Below are 20,320 nucleotides of genomic sequence, written 5' to 3'. Positions count from 1 at the left end.
TTAGCCACGCCGGCATCGGGGGTATGCGGCCGACCATGGGGTGGGTGGCGCATCACGCGATCGCGATCGTTGCGGGGCTGCTCGCCGCCTTTTGGGCCGCGGTCGGCATCGTCGTCCGCCAGCGCGTCGCGCAGACGGTTCCGGCTAATCACGACAGTTCGGCCACGATGTCGTCCCTGCTGACCAGTCCGTTGTGGTGGGCGGGCACGCTCGGCGCCGTCGCCGGCTATGTGTTTCAGGCCCTGGCGCTGGCGCACGGCTCCCTGCTCCTGGTCCAGCCGCTGCTAGTTTCGTCTTTGCTGTTCGCGCTGCCGCTCAGCGCGCGGCTCTGCCACCAACACATCAGCCGGCTCGACTGGGGCTGGGCCATCGTGCTGACCGCCGCGCTCGCCGTCTTCGTCCTCTTCGGGCAGCCACGCGAGGGCCACAATCGTCCACCGGTACCGGCGTGGACCATGGCGCTGGCGCTCACCGTGCCGCTGGTGATCGTCTGTCTGGTCGCGGCCCGCCGCACGTTTGGGCGAGTTCGCGCGATGCTGCTCGCAGTCGCGGTCGCAGTCCTGCTCGGCATGATCGCCGTCCTGACGAAGATCTGCACGCATCGCTACGCCGTCGGCGGCTGGCACGGCCTCGTGACCGTCCCGGCCCCCTACCTACTGGTCGCGCTGGCGGTGGCGGTGACGGTGGTGCAGAACTCGGCGTTTCATGCCGGTGCCCTGCAGGCGTCGGTACCGATCATGTTGGTGGGCGAGCCCGTTGTCGCTGTGCTGCTCGGCGTTGTCGTGCTCGGCGAGCACCTGGCGGTGCGGGGGTCGGCGGCGCTGGGCCTGATCGTGGCGGTTGGAGCGATGGTGGCGGCCACGATTGCGTTGGGCCGCGACCAGGCTCTCGAGTCCGGCGCCGTGTCGTCGAAACCGCCTGGCGCACAGCAAGAGGACGAATTCGACGCGCTCAGGCGCTAGGGCTGCCGACGCCGGCGGCAGCTTCCAGAAGATCGATGGCCCGGGTGACGCTGTCGGCAGGCTTTGTCATCTGGGCGGCCACCTCGCGGGCACGAGCCGCGCACTCCGGAGTCAGCACGCGACGCAGGTCGTCGGTCAGCGAGTCCAGAGTGCTCTCTGAAAATGCTCGTCCCGCACCGGCTTCGAGTCGCGCGACACCATCCGCCCACATCGGCTGGTCGAGCCAGAACCAGAGGATCAGGTTGGGGACCCCGGCCCGCAGCGCCGCGGCCGTGACGCCGGCACCGCCGTGGTGTGCGACCGCGCGACAAACCGGAAAGGCGGCCGCATGGCTCACCTCGCTCACGACCATGGTGTGGTCGAATCGCGGCGCAGCGCTGAAATCATTCGGGCCGCTGCAAATCAACGCCCGCTCGCCCAGCCGCGCACAGGCCGCGCTGATCACCGCGACCGTCTCGGCGGGAGAGGCGATCGGAGTGCTGCCAAAGCCGAAGTAGATCGGCGGAGTTGCGTCTGCGATCCACGCGAGTACCTCGTCGTCGGCGCCACTTTGCAGCTCCAGCGTCAGCGCGCCGACGAAGGGGTGTCGCCCATCGGCGTCCACCCATTCCGCTGCCGGACCGGGCAGGCAGAGTTCGTCGTAGGCCTGGATCTCCAGCGGCGCCGGAAGCGCGCTTGCCTTCGGCAAGTTCAGCGCAGCGCGTTGGGCAGCGTCGGTCTGCTTGGTCAATTGCGCATACATCTGCCACGACGACCAGACCCGCCTCGGGAAGAAGTGCAGCGCAGCTAACGGAATGTCGTGATACTCAGCAACATTGGCGGCCAGCCCCTGCTCGTTGAACCCCGCCACCAGCATGTCGGCCCCTTCGGCCAACGTCGTCAATGTCGCGGTCTTCGCCGCCTTGACGTGGTTGACGTTCTGGATCATTTCGTTCAGCGCGACCACCGGATCATCGATGTTCGCCGCGTAGTTGCCTACCAGGCCCGCGGCCGAATCCATCTGGTCCCACGTGTCGGGACCGTATGCGACCGCGGCGACGCCCGCCGATTCCACGAAGGGAATCATGTTGGGCGCGACCGCGATCTGCACGTCGTGGCCGCGGCCGAGCAGTTCCCGGGCAACGGTGGTTACCGGCTCTACGTCGCCGCGACTTCCGTAGCCGGCGAGCACCACTTTCATCGGCGCAACCTAACTCGCGGTGAGGGCCAACGGCCGAGTGTGCGGGTGTCGGTGGCGAGCGGGGTCAGTGGAGCCTGTCCGCCGCGTACGTCGCGGCCTGGTTCACCATCCCCGACTCAATGTAGGTGACGTGCGCCATGATGTTGCCGCCCGAGGAGCAGATCGGGTCGTCGGGGGCGCACAGGCTGATGGTCTTGGGCGCGTACGCCGGGTTGATGGTCGGCAGCGGCTGGCCGCCCCACAGCATGCTCGAGAATCCGCTGGTGGGCTCGCCGAACAGGGCGACGGCGGCGACGTGGTCGACAACCGAGGGCGGCACCTGGTTGCTGGCCAGATCGATCACCGTCGAACCCTGGGAATAGCCGCCCAGCACCAGCTTGGTGTTGGGGCAGCTGGCAACCGTGTCCTGCATGTGCGCGCTCGCGTCGTTGGCGCCCGCGGTCGCGCTGTTGTGGTAGTCGTCGTTCGCCGGGTAGTTAACCGCGTAGACGTTGATGGACTTTCCGCCGATCTGCGAGGTCAGCGAGTCGACGAAGGCCTGGCCCATATTGCCCAGGCCCGGTTCCTGGTGAGTGCCGCGGGCGAAGATAACCCCGACGTCCGAGCAGGGATCAGCAAGGGCGGCGGGGGTGGCGAGGGGCGCGGTCAGCAATGCCCACGCGATCACGACCGAGACGCCAACGATACGAACAAGTCTGCGTGCACTCATGCCCAAATGCTGACATACCGCCGGAGGTGGCCTTGCGAGCGGCTCGTTTAGCCGACCCCGACCGGGCCGCGCCGCGCTCCGACCTTGCCGCCGGGAAGGAATCGGGTGGGCGCGAAGTTTGAGCGTAGGTGACCTGGCGAGGACGTGCGGATACGGTCTTTCGAGGGCAGCAACGCGCCGGCAGGAAAGGCAACGACGGGTGAGCGATTCAAACCGGATGAGGATAGGTGTTCAGCTCTGGCCGGGCGGGACGCCGGACTACCGGACCTGGCGCCAAGCGGTGCTGCACGCCGAGGAACTGGGCGCCGACGCCATCTTCGGCTACGACCACTTCCACAAACCCTTCGTCCAGATCATCGACGGCAGCCCGCTGCTCGACGACGACCAACCCGACGTCAACAACTTCGAGGGCTGGACCGCGCTGGCCTCATGGGGCGAGATCACCACCCGCGCCGAAATCGGGCTGCTCGTCACCGGCCTCCCGTACCGCAATCCCGACCTCGTCGCCGACATGGCGCGCACCGTTGACCACATCAGCGGGGGACGGCTGATCCTCGGGGTGGGGGCCGGCTGGTATCCGAAGGACTTCATGGAATACGGCTACGAGTACGGGTCAACGAAATCGCGGATGGACCAATTCGACGAGGGCTTGGCGCGCATCGAACACCGGCTCAACCGTTTGACTCCCAGCCCGCTGCGCGAGGTGCCGATCCTGATCGGGGGAGGCGGGGAGCGGCGCACCATCCCCGCCGTGGCCCGGCATGCGCATATCTGGCACAGCTTCGAACCGCTCGAGGAATTTCGGCGCAAGAACGAATTGCTCAAGGTGCTCGCCACGGAAGCGGGGCGCGACGAAGCCTGCATCGAACGGGCAATGGCGTGGACGGACGCCAGAACGGCCGACGCGTTCGCCGACGAGGGCGTCACGTTGTTCACGACCGAGATCCACCCGGACGCCAGCGGCTACGACTTTTCCGAACTGGAGACGATGCTCGCCTGGCGCGATCGGCGCCGCTAGTCCGGCGGCTCGTTCTTCGAGCCGCGGGTAGGGGCGTGTTCGCGTTCGCTGCGCCGGCCGGGAACACCTTCCGCTTCGCGCTCACGGGCGACCTTCTCGTCGAGTTCGTCGACGATGTCTTCCAGCGCGTGCGCGCGACTCACCGGGTCATTGTCGGGTGCGGTCATCTTCGCTTCCAGTGGCTTCGGTCTTCGGCGGTGGCTCCCGTCGGTGCGAGCCCGTCGCTATCCCGTACCCGGTGGCGCGGGATGTAACCGGGAAGATGAACATGCCCCTCGAGGGCTGCGCTCTCGCCGCGACGGTGGAAGTATCACGGGAGTGGCCACGAAGAATCCGCAAACGATCTCTTACCCGGCGCCCGAGTCTCGTCCTCGCCGCCACGACTACGACCCCCTGGACCCGCACGTCATCGTGCTGTTCGGCGCAACGGGCGATCTGGCCAAACGCAAGCTGATCTCCGGCCTGGCGTATTTGGACCAGTCCGAGCTGGCGCCCGATATCCAGATCGTGGCGACATCGCTAGAGGACTTCAGCGACGACGAGTTCCGCGAAATCGCCAAGGACGCCATCGACTCGTACGGCACCCATAAGCTCACTCCGGACCAGTGGGCCGACTTCGCGAAAATCCTGCGCTACGTCCCCCAGGGCGCCGGGCCACAGGCCTTGGCCGACGCCGTCGCCGAAGCCGAAAACAACCTAGGGCCGAAAGTTCGTCGCCTGCACTACCTTTCGGTGCCCCCGAAGGCGGCGCGCGCGGTCATCGAGATGCTGCGCGACGCCAACCTCGTCGAACGCTCACGCGTGGTGATGGAGAAGCCGTTCGGCACGGACCTGAAAAGTGCCGTGGCCCTTAACGACTTCCTGCACGAGACCTTCGACGAATCCCAGATATTCCGCATCGACCACTTCCTGGGCAAGGAAGCGGCTCAGAACATCCTCGCGTTCCGGTTCGCCAACGGCCTCTTCGAGCCGATCTGGAATCGCAACTTCATCGACCACATCCAGATCGACATTCCCGAGACGCTCGGCCTGGACCAGCGGGCGAACTTCTACGAAAGCACCGGCGCCTACAAGGATATGGTCGTGACGCACCTGTTCCAGGTGATGGCGTTTGTCGTGATGGAACCACCGACGGCCCTCGAGCCGTACGCCATCAGCGAGGAGAAGAACAAGGTCTTTCGCTCGATGCTTCCGGTGAAATGCTCGGACGTGGTGCGCGGCCAGTACAACGGGTACCGCGAAGAGCCCTCTGTGGCAAAGGATTCCGACACCGAGACGTTCATCGCGCTCAAGGTCGGCATCGACAACTGGCGCTGGGCCGGAGTGCCGATCTATCTACGCACCGGCAAGAAGATGGCCGAAGGCATCCGCGTCATTTCGATCGCATTCAAAGAGGCGCCCCGAAGCATGTTTCCGGCGGGGTCGGGGGTGGGGACCCAGGGTCCCGATCACCTCACGTTCGACCTCGCCGACAACTCGAAGGTGTCGCTGTCCTTCTACGGCAAGCGTCCCGGTCCGGGGATGAAGCTCGACAAGTTGTCGATGCAATTCTCCTCACAGGAGATCGACACCGCGGCCGACACGCTGGAGGCGTACGAGCGGCTCATCCTCGACGCGATGCGCGGCGACCACACGCTGTTCACCACCGCCGAGGGCATCGAATCACTATGGGAGCGTTCGACAGAACTGCTCAACGACGCGCCGCCGGCGAAGGTCTACCCGCCCGGAACCTGGGGCCCCAATGCCATTCACCAGCTGATCGCGCCCAACGCGTGGCGGCTGCCGTTCGAGCGCGGCTGGCGCGAATCCAGCACCTGACGCGACCCGCGACCCATCGCAACAGCGGAAATTCGCTGCCTCTCCGATAGCCGGTTTGCTGGACATTAAATCAATCGGTTTATTTAGGCGTACAGTCAGCACGGGGCACCGAACGGCAAAGGAATGGGCATGTCAAAAAGCGTGGCGGCGAAAAATGACAACGAACAGCTCGTGCTCGACTTTGTGCATGCGGCCTACGGCCAGCGCATGGATGTCGACGCGATGACGGCGTTGATGGCGGAGGACTTCGCCTGGCAGCTGCATGTGCCGCTGTCGCCGGTGATCGTCGGGCGTGAGGCGGCCCGCGCCGAACTCGAGAAGCACACCGAGCTGTCCACGGGGATGATCGAGGGGAGCCATATCCGCACGGTCGTGTCGGACGGAGACACCGTCGTCGTCGAGCGCGTCGACGTCAACGCGATGGGCGACATCCCGGTCTCGTTCAGCGTCACCGCCTTCTTCGAGGTCCGCGACGGCTTGATCACCCACTGGCGCGAATACTGGGACACCACCCACGTGGCGCAGCAGCTCGGCATCGATCCGGCGCACATGTTCGACCCGCTCGCGGGTTAATGGGCCCATCAGTCGAATTCGCCTACGACAAGCCGGTATCCGAGGTCGAGCTCTGATTCCCGCAGGATGTCGGCGTGCCTGCGCTGCCAGGCGCCACTGTCCAGGTCGGAACGCAGCCTCTTCAGCCCTTCCCGCAGCAGGGCTTTCGGCGTCAACGCCATGAGGGACATGCCGGCCTGCACCGCGGCGTCGAGGTAGGCGTCCGGCCGACGCCAGTAGGCGCCACCGAATCCGTCGACACAGTCGTGTGGGACCAGAACCGGCGCGATCGACACGCGATCCCCAAGCAGCGACGCCAACGTCTCGATCGAAACGGCAAGGCGAGCATCGGTTTCCGCCGCATCGGGAAGGTATTCGCGCAGCAGCCAGAAGTCGCGATGGACTGCCGAGTCCCACGTCAGTATCACCGCCCGTCGACGGGCGACCCGACGCATCTCCGACACTCCGGTCGCAAGGTCCGCCCAGTGGTGGACGGTCAGCACGGCCATGGCCGCGTCGACGGCGCCGGTGGCGATGGGCAGCGCCTCCGCGGCGGCCTGAACGACGGGCGCCGCGGTCGCCGACCGCTGGTTGATCATCACGCGGCTCGGCTCCACCGCGACGACTGTCCGCGAAGGCTCGTAAGAGCCTGTCCCAGCACCGATGTTGGCCACCGACGCGGCGTCGCCCAGGGCTTCGTCGATGACGGCCGCGAGGCGCGGGTCCGCGCGACGGGTCAGCGAATACGTGACTCCGGTCCGGTCATAGCAGGTCACTGCGCACTGCCCCAGCGATGTGCCGCGCAGATGCCTTGTCGCCTAACGGGTATCGCGTCGTTCGATCCACTGGGTAAGTGCGTCTGCGAGGGCGTCCCCGACGTTCACGCCCGCGCTTTCCGCGGCCCGCTCAAAGCTCTCGACCAACTCCACGGGGATCGAGGCGTTGATCTTCGAGCGCGCCGACTTCGGCTTCGGCGGTGGAGCCGCCGCTTGGTGTTGGGCGGCAGTGGATTCCACGACTTCACGCAGCGCGGGGATCTCGTCGAGCAGGCGGCCCAGATCGTCGCGCTCGATGCGGAGCACCTCGGACGGCCCCATCGTCGTCACGGTTGCCGAACGCAGTTTCCCGCGACGCAGCGCGGACTCGCCGATCACCTCACCCGGCCCCAGCACGGCGACGCGGTCTTCCCCGACGTACACCCCTACCTCGCCGCTGAGCAGGATGTAGCAGGCGTCCGATGGGGTCTGCTCGCGGATCAGTGGCCATGGCACCGACCGCGAACTGCGATGTGCCGCGCCGACGAGACGCTCCAGCTCATCGTCGGAAAACTTGGAAAATGCGGCAAATTCGCGTAGCCGACGAGCGTCGTTCCCAAGACCCTGCGTATCTGGCTTCATAGCGGCTCCCGATGCACGATGTGACCGTGATTCGAGGAGCCTACGCCGCTTCGACAAAAAGACGTTTGTTTTTCGCTTTTGCTACGCCCCGGGCACCATCCAGGACAGCACCGAGGCTTGAAGTCCGGACAGTAGGCAGACCAACACCAGAAACACGACGCTCCAGGCGACGACGCGCCGGAAGAGGTCGCCCTCCCTGCCGTGCAGACCGACCGCGGCAGCGCCGATAGCGAGATTTTGCGGCGAAATCATCTTGCCGAGCACGCCGCCCGAACTGTTGCCTGCGGCCATCAGCACCGGTGAAAGTCCGGCCTTGGATGCCGCGGTCACCTGCAGGGCGCCGAACAACGAGTTGGCCGAGGTGTCGGACCCGGTAACGGCCGTGCCGAGCCAGCCCAAGATGGGGGATAACAACGCAAAGGCACCTCCGGCGCCGGCCATCCAGGTGCCCAGCGTGATGGTCTGCCCGGACGCGTTCATCACGAATGCCAGTGCGAGGACGGCCATTACGGTCACGATCGCCCATCTCAGCTGATACAGCGTGGCACCGTAGGCCTTGACGGCCCCGGCCGGCGACACGCGCAGCACCGCCATGGTGACCAATCCCGCCGCGAGCATCTGGGTGCCCGGCGTGGTCAACAGGTTGAACGTGAAAGCCGGAATCGACGAAACGGCGCCCTTGGCCGTCAGGAGGTGCAGTCCGGGCCAGTGCACGGTGCAGGTCACGGCATCGAGAAGCCGTTTGACCGCCGCGATCTGGCAGATGACGAAGACGACGATGATGATCAGGTACGGCGCGTACGCACGCACCACCTCGGCGCGCGGACTGGCCTCCGCCGCACCCTCGGCCGGCCCGGAGTCGTTGTGGGAGCGCCGGATTCGCACCACTAACACCACGGCCAATGCGGACAGCAGGGAGGCGACCACGTCGGCCAGCGGCACCGACACGAAGTTCGACGTGGCGTATTGAGCGATCCCGAAAACCATGCCGCCGGTCAAAGCCAGCGGCCACGTCTCGCGCAGACCGCGCCGCCCGTCGACGATGGCGACCAATGCCAGGGGGACGAAGACCGACAGGATCGGAGTCTGGCGCCCGACCATCGCCCCCAAAATGTCTGTGGGCAAACCGGATACCTTGGCCAGGGTGATGATCGGCGTGGCCATTGCCCCGAATGCAACGGGGGCGGTATTCGCAACGAGCGACAGCGCGGCCGCCTTGAGCGGTTTGAAGCCCAGGGCAAGCAACATCACCGAGGTGACCGCGACGGGCGTACCGAATCCGGCCAGCGCCTCGAGCAACGCACCGAAGGAGAACGCGATGATGACGGCCTGGATGCGGTGATCATCGCTGACCGTGGCGAAGCTGCGTCGCAGGACATCGAAATGCCCTGTCTGCACGGTCATCTGGTAGACCCAGATCGCGTTGATCACTATCCACAGGATCGGGAAGAATCCGAATACCGCACCCTCGCTGCCTGCCAGCACCGCCTGACCGATCGGCATCTCGTACACGGCGACGGCGATCCCGATCGCAATGCCAAGGGACACCACCGACGCAATCCAGGCTCGCACCCGCAGCACGCCAAGCATGACAAAGAGCAATGCCAGCGGAAGGGCGGCCGCCAGAGAACTCCAAGCCAGCGAATGAGCGACAGGATCAAGGATCTGGCGATACACGTTGGGCGCCTCCGCGTGCGATATTAATCGCCCACAATGCCCTGAATCGGGCGCGCGCGTTGACAATTAACGTTGTCGCACGCGCCCGGTCGAATGAATTCGGGAGCGATGACTACATCTGCGCCCAGACGATTTTCGTCTGCAGGTAGCCCTCGATGCCGGCCTTCCCCGACTCGTGGCCCCAGCCGGATTGCTTGTAGCCACCGAACGGCATGGAGTGGTCGTAGGGAAAGGCGCAATTGAGTCCCACGGTTCCGGCCGCCAGCCGCTTAGCCAGCCGGTGGGAGCGACCGAGGTCCTTGGTCCACACCGTGGCGGCCAGCCCGTAGGTGCTGTTGTTGGCCAGGGCGACGGCCTCGTCCTCGTCGTCGAACGGCAGGATCGTCACGACGGGCCCGAAGATCTCCTCCTGGAACAGCCGGCTCGTGTCGGGGTCGAGGTTGGTGACGACAGTCGGATGCACGAAGTAGCCCTTGCGATCCAGCCGATGGCCGCCCGTGACGATTTCCGCGCCATCGGACCTGCCCTGCTCGAGGTAGCCCAGCACGCGGGTGAGCTGCTTCTGGCTGATCAGGGGGCCGCTCATGACGCCCTCTTCTTTGGGGCCGCCCATCTTCATGGCGTTCGCGACCGCCGCCATGCCCTCGACGACCTGGTCGTAGACGGTGCGCTGCACCAGAATCCGCGATCCGCACACGCAGGCCTGCCCGGAGTGCACGAACGTCCCGAACGCAGACGCCGGGATCGCCTTCTTCAGCTTCGCGTCATCGAAGATCAGCACCGGGGACTTGCCGCCCAGTTCGAGCGTGACCTTGTTGAGGTTGCTGCCCGCCGACGCGTGCACGATCGCGCGGCCGACCTCCGTCGAACCGGTGAAGGCGACCTTCTCGACGTCGGGGTGCGCGGTGATCGCGGCGCCCACAGTGTGGCCGTAGCCGTTCACCATGTTCGCCACCCCGTCGGGAACGCCCGCCTCGGCCAGGATCCGCATCAGCACGTGCGCCGAAAGTGGTGTCTCCTCAGCGGGTTTCACGACGCTGTTGCAACCCGCCGCGAGCGCCGGCGCCAGCTTGGCGCAGAAATTGAACACCGGACCGTTCCACGGGAAGATCAGCCCAACCACGCCGTACGGTTCCCGCAACGTGTACGCGTGCATGTGGGAGGTGACGCCGGTCAGGCCGCCGGTGGTCACGTCGCGGGCGATGCCGTCGATCTTGGTGCACCAGCCGGCGTAGTAGCGGAACCACTCGGCGCCGATCTTCACCTGCATTTCGGCCTGTGCGGGATACATGCCGCCGTTGAGCATTTCGAGCTCGGCGAGCAGCGCGGCGTTCTGGTCGATCAGGTCGCCGACCCGCCACAGGATCTTGGCCCGCTCGTCGTCGGGCAGGCCCGACCAGGTGCCCGACTCGGCGCTCGCCTTCGCGCGGGCCACCGCATCGTTGACGGCATCGACGCCGCAGTCGGTGAACTCGGTGATCTGTTCCTCGGTGGAGGGGTCGAAGATCGGGATCACGTCACCGGCCCCGGGTCGCTCGCGTACCTCGTCCAAAACCGCCTGCACCGTCATTGCGAACCCTTCTCGCGTCGTTGCGAACACTGCGCGAGCTTGAAGTTACGCGCGTAAACCAAACGGTGTCCAGCGCTACGGCGCGGTGTCGGCGAACAGGGGAGCGCTCAGTCGGGGAGGTAGTCGAATTTGTCGGGGTGGGGGCCGTTGCGGCCTCCTGGTCCAACGGGCGATTCTTTCCTGGGTGCCCAGTTTCGGCGCTAACCCAACACCCTTGTCCTGTGCGCACGGTCGCAGTTGGTTGGATGACTTCATGGCACCGACACTGCGCCCGCGCCGATCCGCGCTGTATCTGCCCGGCAACAACGCCCGGGCGCTGGAGAAGGGGAAGACGCTGCCGGCGGACGCGCTGATTTTCGATCTCGAAGATGCTGTGGGGCCCGACGCCAAGGTCGAATCGAGAACGAGGGTGTGTCAGGCGATTTCGTCCGGCAGCTACCAACCCCGCGAGGTGGTGGTACGGGTCAACGGGCTGGGCACCGAGTGGCACGACGACGATCTGGCCGCGGTGGCCGGCTCGGGTGCTCACGGCGTATTGGTTCCCAAGGTCGAGAAGGGCGAACAAGTCGATGCCCTGGTGAGCGCGCTCGACGCGCACGGCGCGCCGGAGTCGCTGCGGCTGTGGGTGATGATCGAGACGCCGCGCGCCTTCCTGCGGATCGAGGAGATCGTCTCGGCCAGCGCCCGGCTCGCCGTCCTGGTGATCGGCACGAACGATCTCGTGAACGACTTGCACGCGTTGCATGTCCCCGGGCGCGCCACGGTGGTGCCCGCCTTGTCGATGGCGGTGCTGGGTGCGCGGGCGGAGGGAAAGGTCATCTTGGACGGCGTGTTCAACGCCATCGCCGACGACGACGGCTTCCGCGCGGAGGCGCGACAGGGTCGCCAGATGGGCTTCGACGGCAAGACGCTGATTCATCCGTCCCAAATCGGCCCTGCCAATGAGGTTTTCGGTCCGTCGCAGGAGGAACTCGACGACGCCCGCAGGATCATCTCCGCCTACGAGGAGGCTCGGGCCGCGGGGAAGAGCGTCGCAACGGTCGATGGCCGGATGATCGAGAGCCTGCACGTGCGCGACGCCGAGCGGATCGTCGCGCTGGCCGACCGTATCGCGGAGCTGGAGTCCGTCTCCTAGGCGAGTTCGTCGAGCAACGCGCGATTCAGACCGAAAGCGACTTTGACTTCGTCGACGATGCGGCCGATTTCGCCCGCGTCGGGGCAAAGCGCATCGAGGCGCGCCCGATACGAATCCTTGAAAGGCTTGGCCCGCATCGGGAATTTGTAGAACGCGAGGCCGCCGCCGTCGAGATCGAATGCGCGGGCAAGGGCGCTGCGGATGATGCGACCTCCGGAGAGGTCGCCGAGATAACGCGTGTAGTGGTGGGCCACCAGCGACCCACCCCAGTCCAGCGCGCCGAGCCGCTCACCGTAGGCCGTCGCCGCGGGCGAGTCGACCGCGCGGGTGTCGCCGGGTCGCCAGTGCTCGAGATCGGCATCGATGGCGGTCAGGCGCTCGAGCGCGGGGTCGTACACGGCGGCGACCATGGGGTCGTGCCGGCGGGCCCGCACGGCTTCCTCCAGCGCGGCGTACACCACGCGCAGGCGCAGCAAGTAGTCGGAATAGCCGTCGGCGGTGACCCGTCCGTCAAGCAGCTCGGCTACGAATGAACTCTGCTCGGCGGCTTGATGCTCCTCCGCCGATCCGTCTTTCATCGCGGCCGAAAGACGGCGGACTTTTGGGGCGGCGGGCTGGCTCATGTCCTGCTCAGACTACATTGGAGGTATTGACGCGAACGTAAACAGCGGAGCGACGCTTCAATGTGAATGGCGGCCGATGTGATGACGATGTCTGGGCGATTTGCTTGTCGCTCCGCGCGCGGCAGCCATAAAGCGGGAGAATGCGATGAGCGCGTGGGGCGTCGGTCTCGGACACCGCACATCCGACAGCGCTTTCCAGAACGTGGGAAGGGTAGATGGAACACATTGTTGGTCGCATGCGGTATTCCGCGAAGAACACTGTGCGAGGTAGCCACCGAGCCCGCTGAGCTGATCGTGTGAGCCGCGGGGAGGGGGGAATCCCGCCGCCATCGCAGGGGGAGCCGGCCGAGGGCTTCGTCCCGGTCGGCACACAGATCGACCTGGACAACTGCGCCCGCGAGCCGATCCACATCCCGGGCAGCATCCAGCCCCGCGGCGTCCTCGCGGTGGTGCGCGAGGACACCTTCGAGGTGCGTCAGGTCAGCGAGAACGTCGCCGAACTGATCGGTCGCCCCGTCGACGACGTCCTGGGCCGGCATCTGTCGGGTCTGGTCGGCGCCGAGCAGGCCGCCCGCGTCGAACACGCGACCACCTCGATCGTGGGTGACCTACGCCAGGTCAACCCGCTCGAATGCGTGATCGACGTCGCGGGGGAGCCGCGGGCATTCGACGCCATCCTGCGCCGCGAGGCGGATGGCGTGCTTCTGGTCGAGCTCGAGATCGCCTACGGTGAGCGGCCGTTCTCGTTTCCGAACACCTACCAGGCCGTGCGCGGCTCCGTGGAGGAGCTGAACCGCGCGGCCACGCTGACCGAGCTGTACGACACCGCCGCACGCGCGGTGCGCGACCTCACCGGTTTCGACCGGGTGATGGTCTACCGCTACGACGACGAGTACAACGGCGAGGTCGTCGCCGAGTCCAAGCGCGACGACCTCAACTCCTTCCTGGGCCTGCACTACCCGTCCACCGACATCCCGGCGCAGGCACGGGCGCTGTACGAGAAGAATTGGATTCGGCTCATCTCCGATGTCGACTACACGCCGGCCCCGCTGGTGCCCAGTGTCGATCCGGAAAGCGGGACGCCGCTTGACCTCACCTACGCGACCCTGCGCAGCGTCTCGCCGATCCACTGCGAGTACCTGCAGAACATGGGCGTGCACGCGTCGATGTCGATTTCGTTGCTGCGGCACGAGAAGTTGTGGGGGCTCATCGCCTGCCACCACTACTCTGGTCCGCACCTTCCTCCGTTCGCCACCCGGGCGGCGGCCGAGTTCCTCGGCTCGACCCTGTCGCTGCGGCTCGTCGACCGCTTCGAGGACGAAGAGCTGCAGAAGCGCCTGGCCGCCCAGGCGGTGTTGGCAAAGCTCACCGCGGCAACTCTGGGGGACAGCGAGCCACTCACGGCGGCGCTGCTCGGGGCGCCCGATCTGCTCGATCTGGTGCCAGCCGACGGCGTGGTCGTCGACATCCAGGGCGACCTGCGGACCGCGGGGGCGGTTCCGCCACCGGAGGTCGTGTCCGCGGTTGCCGCGTGGGCCCGCGAGGCCGACGACGAGATCGCGAGCAGCGAATGCCTGTCTCGAGAGCTGCCCGCTCTGAACCTCGATCCGCAGCTCGCCGCCGGGGTGCTCACGCTGAACCTGCCCGACGGGCAATCCGCCATCTGGTTCCGGCGCGAGGTGCTGCGCTCGGTGGACTGGGGCGGCGACCCGCACAACAAGGCGATCGCGGTCGGCGAGGGTGACACGGTACGGCTCAGCCCGCGAAAATCGTTCGACCGCTGGCGCGAGATCGTCCATCAACGCAGCGAGCCCTGGACGCAGAGCGAGACCGAGTCCGCCGAGGCACTGCGACGCCACCTGGTCGAGTCGCTGTACCGGCGCACGCGCGGCGCGTTGCGGGTGGCCGAGACGCTGCAGCGCAGCCTGCTGCCGGAGTCCATCCCGACGCTCGAAAGTTGGCAGCTGTCTGCGCATTACGAGCCGGCCGCGGGCGGCAACGTGGGTGGGGACTGGTACGACGCGTTCGAACTGCGCGACGGCCGGCTGGTGGTCCTGATCGGCGATGTCGCCGGGCATGGCATTGCCGCGGCGGGCACCATGGCCCAGCTGCGCAACGTGTTGCGGGCGCAGTTGTTCGCCGGCGCGACACCGGCCGAGGCGCTGGGTCAGCTTAACGATTTCTGCCTGCACATGCTGCCGGGGGCCTTCGCGACGGTTCTGGCCGCGCGGGTCGACCTCGGCTCGGGCCTGGTGGAGGCCGCGTCTGCCGGCCACTTGATGCCGTACCTGACGGGCTCCGTCCCGACGGCCGTTCCAGCGCCGATAAGCCTGTCGCCGCCGATCGGCATCCGCGGCGTGACGTACACGCCGAGCTCGTTCACTGTCGAGCCGGGCCACGGGCTGGTCATGTACTCGGACGGCCTGGTGGAACGGCGCGGCGCGACGATCGACGAGGGCCTGGACCGGCTTGCCGAAACCCTCGGTCGCGCAGGCGATGTGGAGGCGTCATGGATCTCGACCGCCATGGCGTCGGGCAACATCGACGACGACGTCACCATCGTCACGCTCCGGAGGCCTTGAGCTACGGTCAGACCGTGGAAAACGACGTGTCTGTGTCATCGAATCGATGGTCCGATGCCGACGGCGGGCGTGCGTACTTGCGAGCTTTGCCCGTCTTGCGGGGGACCGGTTTAGCTTTCGAGGTCGACGAGGCTCCCGCCGACCCCGTATCGCTTTTCGCGACATGGCTGCAGCAGGCGGTCGACGCGGATGTCCCCGAGCCGCACGCGATGACGATCTCGACGGTCGACGCGCAGGGCATGCCGCGAGCCCGGGTCTTGATCGTGAAGGCCGTCGACGAGGCCGGGTGGCATTTCGCGGTGAGTTCAGTGAGTCAGAAGGGCCGCGACCTGGCCGCCAATCCCGCTGCGGCGCTGACGTTTTACTGGCCCGCCCTGGTTCGGCAGGTCCGTGTTGTCGGAACCGTCGTCAGCGACGGGGCAAAGGCGAGCGCGGATGACTTCCGGGCCCGCCCGCTGGGTTCACGCGCAATGGCGTTGACGCTCCGGCAGAGCCAGCCGCTGCACGATGTCACCGAGCTGGACACCGAGATCGACAAGGCTCAGCGGCGGCTGAGCGATGAGCCGGATCTCGTTCCGGACGAATGGATTTCGTACGCGGTGCGCCCCAACGAGGTGGAATTCTGGCAGGGCTCACCGGACCGGCGGCATCGCCGCCTGGCGTACTACCGGGTCGACGGCGGATGGGACCGGGCTCAACTGTGGCCGTGACGGCCGCGTTGATTTAGCTCGACGCGCTCAGGATCTTGATCGCGAAGACGAGCGAATCGCCGGCGCGGATTCCCGCGCTGGGCTGACCTTGGGGGTAACCATCCGCGGGCACCATTGCGACTGCGACCGTGGAGCCGACCGTCTGCCCGGCGATGGCCTTCTGGAAGCCGGGCACCACGCCGTTGAGCGGAAAGTCCACCGGGGCGCCCCGTTGGTAGCTGCTGTCGAACACGGACCCGTCACGCCCGTTGACGCCCATGTAGCAGACGGAGACGCTCGCGGTCGCCGGGACCACTGGTCCGGGCCCGGCGTGCAGCGTGTGTACCTGAGTCTGGGTCACGCTGAATGGCGTCGTCACGTTCACCACCGGCGCCGCCGTGTCCGTGGATCCGGTGACCGCCACGCTGCCGGTGGCCCCGTTCAGCGTCCAGTCGGGTGCACCACCGTCTTGCGGTGCGGCGGTGGGGCACGAGCCGGCCGCGGTTGCCGTGCCGGATGGACCGAACACCAGGACGGTTGCAGCGACAGAAACGGCGAGCGCGATGGAGGATTTCACCGCCGCCACGCTACAGCTAACATCGCGGACCGTTGGCGCTAGCCCTGTGGTGACTAGCGAGGCGCAGCGATGCAGGCCAGAATCCACTGATATGGCACGCAATGAGCGCACGCGGTTGGGGGCGATGCTGTGTGCCGGGCTTGTCCCGGCAAGCGTCGCGACTGTACCGCCCGCCGGCGCCGATCCCAACCAGTTCCCGAGCCTGAGCGACTATGCCGCCGTCGACGCGGCGGGTTACCAGACTTACAGCAGATACATGACCAGCGGCCTGCAGTTCGAGACCCCGGGTGGCTACCGGTGCCGAATGAGCTTCACGCACAAGCAGAACGGGGCACACATGGAGTGCTGGGGGACCCTGCCCGGCACCGCGAACAATCACGTAGGGCTGAACTACCTGTCCGGCGCGAATGTGGTCGACGTGGCGTTCTCGAACATCGACCTGTCGAAGATGGAAGTGGTGGAGCCGGGCCCCGGCGTGACCGGCGGGCCGATCAACCCACGCGATTACAAGCCGCTGCCGCCGCGCAGCAAGCTGGTCTACGACGACGGACCGCTACAGACGTGCGGCGTGGACGCATCCATGACCGCATGCGAGCTGGTCGACGGCGACCGTCAGCACGGCTTCGTTCTTTCACCCCAGGGCAGCTGGACGTTCTAATGGCACCGTCGATCACCACGCTGGCTCCGAAATTGCGCCTCCACGCCATGCTGGCCTTCGTCGTCGGATGGGAAGTCGGCGGCGCGATGATGGTGTTCAATCCGCCGCCGCACGGCTTCCGCCGAGCGGCAACGCTGCCCGTCATCGGTTTGGTTGCGATGGCGGCCGGGATTTATTTCGCCTTCAAAGCGCTCCAAGAGTTCCGCGCCACACAAAACGACAAGCCGCCGCGACACGCGAGCGGAGCAGAACCAAGCGTGCGACCGGCCGTGAGATTCCTGCTCGCGGCGGTGGTCCTCCCGGTGATCGGCGCATTCTGCTTGTGGGATGGCGTCCGCACGGGTCAGCTGTCGCTGGCCGGACTCGGAGTCTGCAGCCTCTCGGTGCTTCCCATGACGATTCCGATGGCGATCGAAGTTGCCGCGGGGTTGGCGCGCCGGAAGCGGCGCCGATCGCCTGGACATTCTGAGTCCCGCGAAACGTGGTGACTAACTGGTGATTCCAGCCAGCTCGTGGGCCATCGCGTCGAATGCGCGCAGCGTGTCCAGCATGTGCGGCTCGTGGGAGTCGAGCTGGGTTGACAATTTGGCGGCGACCACTTCCGCGGCGCGATTGACGTAGATCATCTGTCCGCACATGCCCTGACACAACACGACGTTGTTGCCCGGGTACGGGAACCACATCTGGTTGCGGTACATGCCGCCGGGCATTTCGTTGTCATCGGGGCAGGCGGCGAACGCCTGACGCGAATCGGGCCCGCCGTCGAGGGTGTCGGCGATCCACGCGGCCGGCACCACTTGCTGGCCGGTCAGCGACACGCCATCACGCAAAAACAACGAGCCGAACCTGATCATGTCGGTCAGGCAGGCGCTGATGCCGCCGTCGAAAAAGCCTGTGCCGCAAGCATCTACGCCGATCGTGGCGTCGCCTTGCGCCCCGATGCGGCTCCACAGCAGTTCCGACATCAGTTCGGGCATGCGCTGGCCGCCAGCGACCTCGCAGATCCAGCCGAGCACGTCGGTCTCGCACGAGCGATAGTGAAATGCGCCGCCGTGGGCCGACTTCGGGTGCAAGGTCAGCAGGAAGTCTCGCAACGTGGCGGGGGCATCGGGAGAGGTCCGTGGCGCCCACCCCATTGCCTGGTCGAGGAGGTGTATCTGCGCGCCGGGGTCGCTGTAGTTTTCCGTAAAGGCGATACCCGACCGCATGTCCAGCAGATGGCGCACCGTCGCACCGTCATAGCCGGAGTCGGCGAGGGCCGGAACGAACGCCGTGACCGGCGCGTCGAGCTGTATGGCGCCGGCGCCGTGCAGCGCGCCGGCTACGGCTCCCACCAGCGACTTGCTCACCGAGAACAGCAGGTGCCGCGTGTTGGCCCCCATGCCGTCGAGGTACTCCTCGGCCAGCATCGATCCGCGATGGCAGACGGCCCACCCGTCGGTGCCGGTGCCGGCCATCACCTCGCCCACGGTGGTGACCGTCCCGTCGGCGCCTGCCACGGAGATCGCCGACAGGTGAGAGGTGGCCGCGGGCAGCGCCGCGACCGGCCCGGTCCCGCGTGAGATGACGGCCGTCGGCACGAAGTCATCGACGTGCTGGAAGGACCAATGCGCGTACGGCGCCGACAGCCAGTTGCCCAGTGAGATGCCGGCCGGGGCGCTCACGCGCGTGCGACGAGCCGGGAGACGATCGGCGCGGCGGGCGTCAGGGGCGTCGAGGTGAACTTCGCCTTCATGCCCTTGACCCAGCGCTGGCAGCGCTCGCTGAGCTGATAGTCGTCCGTCTGCAGGTGTGAGCGAGTGACGAGCACGCCGAGTTGGGCGCCCTCCGAACGCAAGTCGCCGGGTGCCGCGACGCGCATGTAAAAGGCCTCGGAGCCGTCGAGCAGCGTGGCCCAGTCGTTGGCGGTCCGCGAAAAGGAGACCCGACCGTCGTCGTCGATGCGCCATACCCCGGTGCGTGGCGTCGCGGTGAAGATCTCGATGTCCGGCGACGTCTCCGTGATGATCACCTGGCCCCAGACCTCGTCTTCGCCGTAGCCGCGCTCCCAGCGCGAGTTGATGTCATCGATGTCGAGCTCGTAATCCACGCCCATGTACTCGAGCAGGTGAAAGAGGAACAGCGGCATGTCGGCGTAGGCCTCGGTGGTCAGGTTCGTCATCGGGCTGGCGCCACTGAGGCGCGGGTTCACCTCGCCGAGGTAGAGCTCGTCGGAGTCGAGGTCGTGCAGGAGGTCCACCTCGAAGTAGCCGAGGTAACCCTCGCGGCGCATGACGTCGCCCAGCTTTGCCACCATTTCTCGCGCGGCACGGGTCTGGGCGGGCGGCAGCACCTCGCGCCAGATGTCGTTGCCGCACCAGCTGCCCCGGCTCGGCGTCAGCTCCGAATATCCGACGAGACTCGTCATCGCGGGGCCGACCACCGTGCCGTGTCGGGTCACGGCACCCTCGAGGCACACCTCGACATTGCGGATGCGCTTCATAACCTTGACTTCTTGCTGCGCGGTCAAATCACCGGCGTGCTGGTCCCAGTCGCGCTGACCGTGCACGAAGAACGTTCCGCTGCCGGCGTTGCCATAAGCGGCGTTGATGACGAGGTCATCTCCCAACCCGGCATTCTGCGCGAGCGCCAGCAGTTCGTCGTACGAGCCGACCCGTCCGATCGTGTGCGGCACGCTTGCTACACCCGCCTCGTTGGCCAGGCGGGTCATGACGATCTTCGAGCCCAGGCGCTCGCGGAGCTCGATCGGCGGGTGCATGACCTCCAGACCTGCCTTGCGCGCGAGGGACTGGATCTCCTCGTTCATCATCACGAAGCAGCACTTGCCACCGGGACCTCTGCCCGCGATGAACTCGAGCGTCTCGGGGTCCGACAGGAGGTGGCTGCACACCTCGTCCATGGAGTCGAAATCGCGGCGGTCGCGTCGCCGCGGCACGAACACGCGCGAGTGGGTGCCCTCGAAAGAGTCGAAGTAGGTCAGGTAGAAGAAGTTTCGTATCCAGCGGTCGACGCCGAGCAGGTTGAACGGGGTCGGCGAGATGAAGAACAGCGGAACCTTGTTCGTGTGAAAGAACGCGCGTATGTCCGAAATGCCGTTTAGCACGCGGCGAGGTTCTGTCTCCATGGCACCAGTGTGCTTCGTATTCGCGCCGACGCCAACCCGTAAGCACAGT

Annotated in this window: 20 protein-coding genes; 9 read left to right on the top strand and 11 right to left on the bottom strand. The window is 66.5% G+C overall.

Translation table 11 applies throughout. The features are described 5' to 3' along the window. The first annotated feature begins 35 nt into the window (after nt 1-35). Nucleotides 36-962, top strand: coding sequence for a DMT family transporter (locus tag MRAB57_RS21910; protein WP_077090763.1), 927 nt, complete (start codon nt 36-38; stop codon nt 960-962). Here the strand turns inward: MRAB57_RS21910 and MRAB57_RS21905 are convergent. Continuing rightward, the gene (locus MRAB57_RS21905) at nt 952-2,142 is read right to left on the bottom strand and encodes a glycosyltransferase (protein ID WP_077089206.1); all 1,191 of its coding nucleotides are present in this window, start codon (nt 2,140-2,142) and stop codon (nt 952-954) included. The two genes, MRAB57_RS21910 and MRAB57_RS21905, sit on opposite strands and share 11 nt — an antisense overlap. Before the next feature lie 64 nt (nt 2,143-2,206). Continuing rightward, a complete protein-coding gene (locus MRAB57_RS21900; RefSeq protein WP_077089205.1) occupies nt 2,207-2,851 on the bottom strand; it encodes a cutinase family protein in 645 nt (214 codons plus the stop codon). Nucleotides 2,852-3,068: 217 nt separating this feature from the next. Between MRAB57_RS21900 and MRAB57_RS21895 the strand changes: the two genes are divergently transcribed. Then, entirely contained in the window at nt 3,069-3,869 is an 801-nt protein-coding gene (locus MRAB57_RS21895; protein ID WP_077089204.1) for an LLM class F420-dependent oxidoreductase, read from the top strand. On the opposite strand, the gene MRAB57_RS28845 is transcribed toward MRAB57_RS21895, so the two are convergent. After that, nucleotides 3,866-4,036: a hypothetical protein gene (locus tag MRAB57_RS28845; protein ID WP_245835977.1), complete on the bottom strand. Its 171-nt coding sequence runs from the start codon at nt 4,034-4,036 to the stop codon at nt 3,866-3,868. The genes MRAB57_RS21895 and MRAB57_RS28845 overlap by 4 nt on opposite strands. Nucleotides 4,037-4,187: 151 nt before the next feature. On the opposite strand from MRAB57_RS28845, the gene zwf reads away from it, so the two are divergent. Together zwf and MRAB57_RS21885 are read left to right on the top strand one after the other, a co-directional pair. After that, nucleotides 4,188-5,687 carry a glucose-6-phosphate dehydrogenase gene (zwf, locus tag MRAB57_RS21890; RefSeq protein WP_077089203.1) on the top strand — a complete coding sequence of 500 codons (1,500 nt, stop codon included), beginning with the start codon at nt 4,188-4,190 and terminating at the stop codon, nt 5,685-5,687. A gap of 129 nt (nt 5,688-5,816) precedes the next feature. Beyond that, a complete protein-coding gene (locus MRAB57_RS21885) occupies nt 5,817-6,260 on the top strand; it encodes a limonene-1,2-epoxide hydrolase family protein (RefSeq protein WP_077090762.1) in 444 nt (147 codons plus the stop codon). 8 nt (nt 6,261-6,268) lie between these two features. Here MRAB57_RS21885 and MRAB57_RS21880 read toward each other — a convergent pair whose 3' ends face one another. From MRAB57_RS21880 to MRAB57_RS21865, 4 genes are all read right to left on the bottom strand, one after another. Next, nucleotides 6,269-7,015 carry a class I SAM-dependent methyltransferase gene (locus tag MRAB57_RS21880; protein WP_077089202.1) on the bottom strand — a complete coding sequence of 249 codons (747 nt, stop codon included), beginning with the start codon at nt 7,013-7,015 and terminating at the stop codon, nt 6,269-6,271. Between the two features lie 42 nt (nt 7,016-7,057). After that, nucleotides 7,058-7,510 carry a cyclic nucleotide-binding domain-containing protein gene (locus MRAB57_RS21875; RefSeq protein WP_245835976.1) on the bottom strand — a complete coding sequence of 151 codons (453 nt, stop codon included), beginning with the start codon at nt 7,508-7,510 and terminating at the stop codon, nt 7,058-7,060. 207 nt (nt 7,511-7,717) lie between these two features. Next, entirely contained in the window at nt 7,718-9,313 is a 1,596-nt protein-coding gene (locus tag MRAB57_RS21870) for an L-lactate permease (RefSeq protein WP_077089200.1), read from the bottom strand. 112 nt (nt 9,314-9,425) lie between these two features. Continuing rightward, a complete protein-coding gene (locus MRAB57_RS21865; protein ID WP_077089199.1) occupies nt 9,426-10,883 on the bottom strand; it encodes an aldehyde dehydrogenase family protein in 1,458 nt (485 codons plus the stop codon). 253 nt (nt 10,884-11,136) lie between these two features. Between MRAB57_RS21865 and MRAB57_RS21860 the strand changes: the two genes are divergently transcribed. Beyond that, a complete protein-coding gene (locus MRAB57_RS21860) occupies nt 11,137-12,018 on the top strand; it encodes an HpcH/HpaI aldolase/citrate lyase family protein (RefSeq protein ID WP_077089198.1) in 882 nt (293 codons plus the stop codon). Here MRAB57_RS21860 and MRAB57_RS21855 read toward each other — a convergent pair. After that, complete coding sequence (locus MRAB57_RS21855) at nt 12,015-12,641, bottom strand: biliverdin-producing heme oxygenase (RefSeq protein ID WP_077089197.1); 627 nt, start codon at nt 12,639-12,641, stop codon at nt 12,015-12,017. The genes MRAB57_RS21860 and MRAB57_RS21855 overlap by 4 nt on opposite strands. 296 nt (nt 12,642-12,937) lie before the next feature. On the opposite strand from MRAB57_RS21855, the gene MRAB57_RS21850 reads away from it, so the two are divergent. Together MRAB57_RS21850 and MRAB57_RS21845 are read left to right on the top strand one after the other, a co-directional pair. Beyond that, complete coding sequence (locus MRAB57_RS21850) at nt 12,938-15,223, top strand: SpoIIE family protein phosphatase (protein ID WP_245835975.1); 2,286 nt, start codon at nt 12,938-12,940, stop codon at nt 15,221-15,223. A 32-nt stretch (nt 15,224-15,255) separates the two neighbouring features. Continuing rightward, the gene (locus MRAB57_RS21845; RefSeq protein WP_077090760.1) at nt 15,256-15,933 is read left to right on the top strand and encodes a pyridoxine/pyridoxamine 5'-phosphate oxidase; all 678 of its coding nucleotides are present in this window, start codon (nt 15,256-15,258) and stop codon (nt 15,931-15,933) included. 13 nt (nt 15,934-15,946) lie between these two features. Here the strand turns inward: MRAB57_RS21845 and MRAB57_RS21840 are convergent, their stop codons facing one another. Next, entirely contained in the window at nt 15,947-16,477 is a 531-nt protein-coding gene (locus tag MRAB57_RS21840) for an FKBP-type peptidyl-prolyl cis-trans isomerase (RefSeq protein ID WP_425436825.1), read from the bottom strand. A gap of 103 nt (nt 16,478-16,580) precedes the next feature. Between MRAB57_RS21840 and MRAB57_RS21835 the strand changes: the two genes are divergently transcribed. Both MRAB57_RS21835 and MRAB57_RS21830 read left to right on the top strand, forming a co-directional pair. Beyond that, the gene (locus MRAB57_RS21835) at nt 16,581-17,147 is read left to right on the top strand and encodes a hypothetical protein (protein WP_077089196.1); all 567 of its coding nucleotides are present in this window, start codon (nt 16,581-16,583) and stop codon (nt 17,145-17,147) included. Beyond that, nucleotides 17,147-17,635 carry a hypothetical protein gene (locus MRAB57_RS21830; RefSeq protein WP_077089195.1) on the top strand — a complete coding sequence of 163 codons (489 nt, stop codon included), beginning with the start codon at nt 17,147-17,149 and terminating at the stop codon, nt 17,633-17,635. Before MRAB57_RS21835 ends, MRAB57_RS21830 begins: the two co-directional genes overlap by 1 nt. Here the strand turns inward: MRAB57_RS21830 and MRAB57_RS21825 are convergent, their stop codons facing one another. Further along, complete coding sequence (locus MRAB57_RS21825; protein ID WP_077089194.1) at nt 17,636-18,811, bottom strand: serine hydrolase domain-containing protein; 1,176 nt, start codon at nt 18,809-18,811, stop codon at nt 17,636-17,638. Further along, a complete protein-coding gene (locus MRAB57_RS21820) occupies nt 18,808-20,271 on the bottom strand; it encodes a biotin carboxylase (RefSeq protein ID WP_077089193.1) in 1,464 nt (487 codons plus the stop codon). Before MRAB57_RS21820 ends, MRAB57_RS21825 begins: the two co-directional genes overlap by 4 nt. Between the last annotated feature and the right edge of the window lie 49 nt (nt 20,272-20,320).

This window comes from Mycobacterium rhizamassiliense, from assembly GCF_900157375.1.
GTDB lineage: Bacteria > Actinomycetota > Actinomycetes > Mycobacteriales > Mycobacteriaceae > Mycobacterium > Mycobacterium rhizamassiliense.
This window is presented reverse-complemented; position numbering and strand designations above follow the sequence as displayed.

Bases quoted from the DNA above. Each gene is read 5' to 3' on its own strand.
- MRAB57_RS21835 (WP_077089196.1), top strand. From the start codon at position 16,581: ATGGCACGCAATGAGCGCACGCGGTTGGGGGCGATGCTGTGTGCCGGG.
- MRAB57_RS21820 (WP_077089193.1), bottom strand. From the start codon at position 20,271: ATGGAGACAGAACCTCGCCGCGTGCTAAACGGCATTTCGGACATACGC.
- MRAB57_RS21855 (WP_077089197.1), bottom strand. From the start codon at position 12,641: ATGAGCCAGCCCGCCGCCCCAAAAGTCCGCCGTCTTTCGGCCGCGATG.
- MRAB57_RS28845 (WP_245835977.1), bottom strand. From the start codon at position 4,036: ATGACCGCACCCGACAATGACCCGGTGAGTCGCGCGCACGCGCTGGAA.
- MRAB57_RS21910 (WP_077090763.1), top strand. From the start codon at position 36: ATGGGGTGGGTGGCGCATCACGCGATCGCGATCGTTGCGGGGCTGCTC.
- MRAB57_RS21830 (WP_077089195.1), top strand. From the start codon at position 17,147: ATGGCACCGTCGATCACCACGCTGGCTCCGAAATTGCGCCTCCACGCC.
- MRAB57_RS21900 (WP_077089205.1), bottom strand. From the start codon at position 2,851: ATGAGTGCACGCAGACTTGTTCGTATCGTTGGCGTCTCGGTCGTGATC.
- MRAB57_RS21865 (WP_077089199.1), bottom strand. From the start codon at position 10,883: ATGACGGTGCAGGCGGTTTTGGACGAGGTACGCGAGCGACCCGGGGCC.
- MRAB57_RS21860 (WP_077089198.1), top strand. From the start codon at position 11,137: ATGGCACCGACACTGCGCCCGCGCCGATCCGCGCTGTATCTGCCCGGC.
- MRAB57_RS21895 (WP_077089204.1), top strand. From the start codon at position 3,069: ATGAGGATAGGTGTTCAGCTCTGGCCGGGCGGGACGCCGGACTACCGG.
- MRAB57_RS21885 (WP_077090762.1), top strand. From the start codon at position 5,817: ATGTCAAAAAGCGTGGCGGCGAAAAATGACAACGAACAGCTCGTGCTC.
- MRAB57_RS21905 (WP_077089206.1), bottom strand. From the start codon at position 2,142: ATGAAAGTGGTGCTCGCCGGCTACGGAAGTCGCGGCGACGTAGAGCCG.